Origin of the sequence: Hydrogenophaga sp. (assembly GCF_028698005.1) — a bacterium.
In the GTDB taxonomy this organism is placed as follows: Bacteria; Pseudomonadota; Gammaproteobacteria; order Burkholderiales; family Burkholderiaceae_C; genus Hydrogenophaga.
Genome location: NZ_JAQVEJ010000247.1, coordinates 1 through 2,985, shown reverse-complemented (window position 1 = coordinate 2,985; position 2,985 = coordinate 1). Strand labels below are relative to the sequence as shown.

Genomic DNA, 2,985 nt, shown 5'->3' with positions numbered 1-2,985 from the left:
CCGGGCCTTCGATGACGACGCCGGGCGTGTCCAAGCCGGCAGCCTCCAGGGTTTGGGTGGCCCATTGAAGCTGCATGCGGTTCTCGTCGTTATCCGCGGCGACCATCACCACATGGCATTGCAGGCCCCGGAACAATGCACTGCGCGCAACCATCTCCACACCCTTGCGCGTGGTGTCGCTGCCGTCGAAGGCAAGCATGACCCGCTCAGGCGCTGAAAAACCGCCTGACGTGACCAGGATCGGTCGGTGCATGGTACGCACCACCGTTTCCAGCCGGCTGCCCACGTGTTCGCCCAGGTGTTCGTCGTGCTTGCCGAGCACCAGCAGACGGATGTCCTGTTCCATTTCACTCAGGGTTTCGACCAGGTTGCCGTGGCGCTGCCGCGTGGTCGGGTCGGTCACACCGTCGGCGATGGCCCGCTGCCTGGCGGCGTCGAGCATCAGCCGTCCCTGTTCGAGGGCCAACTTGCCACGTCGTTCGTCCAGGGTGGCCAATTCTTCCAGCAGGGCCTCGCGGCTGCCCAGGCCGATATTGCCGCTCAGGTTGCTTTCAGCCGGATATTCGGATTTCTCCAGCACGTGCAGGAACACCAGTGGCGCACTCAGGCGCAGGCTGGCCCACGCGCCATAGTCACATACCGCAGGCGACACGCTGGTTCCGTCGATGCATGCAATCACGTTACTCATGGGTCGCCTCCGTCAGTGCCCCATCAGGGCGTCTACTGCGCCGGGTTTGTCGTGTACCGCGAAACGGTCGACGATGGTGGCACTGGCTTCGTTCAGTCCCACGATGTCCACCTCGGTGCCTTCGCGCCGGAACTTTATCACCACCTTGTCCAGGGCACTGACCGAGGTAATGTCCCAGAAATGCGCATGGGTGAGGTCGATCACCACCCTGTCCAGCGCTTCCTTGAAATCGAAAAACTCGACGAATTTGTCCGCCGACGCGAAGAACACCTGGCCGACCACCTTGTAAGTGCGCACGGTGCCGTCGTCATTGAGACGGGAGGTCACGTATTTGTACTGCGCCACCTTGTTGGCGAAATTCATCGCCGCAAACAGCACGCCCACGAACACGCCATAGGCCAGATTGTGGGTGGCGACCACGACCACCACCGTGGTGATCATGACCAAGCTGGTGCTCTTGGGGTGCTTTTTCAGATTGCGCAGGGATTCCCAGCTGAACGTACCGATGGACACCATGATCATCACGGCGACGAGCGCAGCCATGGGAATGCGGCCCACCCAGTCACCCAGAAACACCACCAACATCAGCAGTACCGTGCCCGCGGTGAAGGTGGACAATCGGGTGCGTCCGCCGGATTTCACGTTGATGACCGACTGCCCGATCATGGCACAGCCGGCCATGCCGCCCATCAGACCCGCGGCGATGTTGGCAACGCCCTGCCCCTTGCATTCGCGGTTCTTGTCGCTGGGCGTATCGGTCAGGTCGTCCACGATGGTGGCCGTCATGAGCGATTCCAGCAGGCCCACCACGGCCAGTGATACGGAATACGGGAAAATGATGGCCAGGGTTTCGAGGGTCAGCGGCACATCGGGCCAGAGGAACACGGGCAGCGTGTCGGGCAGTTCCCCCATGTCGCCGACGGTGCGGATGTCCAGCTCAAGCACCATGGCCACGGCAGTCAGCACAACGATAGTGACCAGCGGCGACGGCACTGCCTTGGTGAGATACGGGAACAGGTAAATGATGGCGAGACCGGCCGCGGTCATGGCATAGACATGCCACGTGACGTTCGTAAGTTCCGGCAACTGCGCCATGAAGATCAGGATGGCCAGGGCATTCACGAAGCCGGTCACCACCGAGCGGGAGACAAACCGCATCAGCGAGCCCAGCTTCAGATAGCCGGCAATGATCTGCAACACGCCGGTGAGTAAGGTGGCAACGAGCAGATATTCGAGACCGTGCTCCTTCACCAGCGTGATCATCAACAGCGCCATGGCGCCGGTCGCCGCGGAGATCATGCCCGGTCGTCCGCCCACAAAGGCGATCACCACCGCGATGCAGAAGGAGGCGTACAGCCCCACCTTCGGATCCACGCCTGCGATGGCGGAGAAGGCGATGGCTTCGGGGATGAGCGCCAGGGCGACGACGAGGCCGGCCAGCACGTCGCCACGGCTATTGGAAAACCAGTCTTTACTGATGTTTTGCAGCATGCTTGATCCAAAAAATCACGGCCACGTCACTACGCTGACGCGGTTGTTTTCAAAGCGATGGGAAGAATTCGCGCGTTGCGAAGTCGGAAAGCGTGCCGGCGGGGCTATGGCGGACTGAGACGGGAGGAAACAGTAAGGGACATGATGCCAGGCGCGCGAAATGGGGGCGCACCATAACACAGTGCCAGGGAATTTGGCACACGTAACGGAATCCGGGCCTCGCAGACACAGGAAGCGCCGGTTGGCGGCGCGGTATCACAAACTCAGCGGTCGCAGGCCTGCGCGCAGGTGATGCACAAGGGCGTGGCGGGATCCAGTTCCAGGCGGCGCGGATCGATCGCTTCGTCACATTCCAGGCACAGGCCGTAACTCCCGTCGTCACAGCGCCTCAGGGCTGCGTCGATACGCCGCAGGGCCACGTCGGCACGCTGCCGGTTGCTCTGGGCCATGGCCTGCTGTTGCATTGCATCCATGCGCGACAGGCGCCCGACGCTGGACTGATCCAATTCAACGGTCGCGGCCGACGCATCACGGGCCTCCTGGGTGGCCAGGATGGCGTCGCGCGCCGCCATGAGTTTGCGTTTGAAATGGTCGACGTCGATATCGGTCATGGGTGGTCCGTTACGCATAGCCGGACGCTTCAGAAATCGCGGCCTGAGGCCGCTCCCACAGGCGTCTCAGGCGGTTGCGCGGGCCTTTACGGGGGCGAAGCTGTGGCGGTGGATGGGGCTCGGGCCCAGCGCATCCAGGGCCTTGAGGTGTGCGGCTGTGCCATAGCCCTTGTGCTTGGCGAGGCCATAGCCCGG

3 protein-coding genes and 1 pseudogene are annotated in these 2,985 nt (G+C 62.5%); all 4 read right to left on the bottom strand.

What is annotated here, in order from left to right; genetic code table 11:
* Nucleotides 1–688: universal stress protein (locus PHQ87_RS15500; protein WP_300236353.1), on the bottom strand; the 688-nt coding region annotated here is incomplete at its 3' end.
* A 12-nt stretch (nt 689–700) separates the two neighbouring features.
* Entirely contained in the window at nt 701–2,179 is a 1,479-nt protein-coding gene (locus PHQ87_RS15495; RefSeq protein WP_300236350.1) for a SulP family inorganic anion transporter, read from the bottom strand.
* A gap of 263 nt (nt 2,180–2,442) precedes the next feature.
* Complete coding sequence (locus tag PHQ87_RS15490) at nt 2,443–2,790, bottom strand: TraR/DksA C4-type zinc finger protein (protein WP_300236348.1); 348 nt, start codon at nt 2,788–2,790, stop codon at nt 2,443–2,445.
* Nucleotides 2,791–2,856: 66 nt separating this feature from the next.
* A pseudogene (locus PHQ87_RS15485) lies at nt 2,857–2,985 on the bottom strand (ribonuclease HII); the annotation flags it as partial.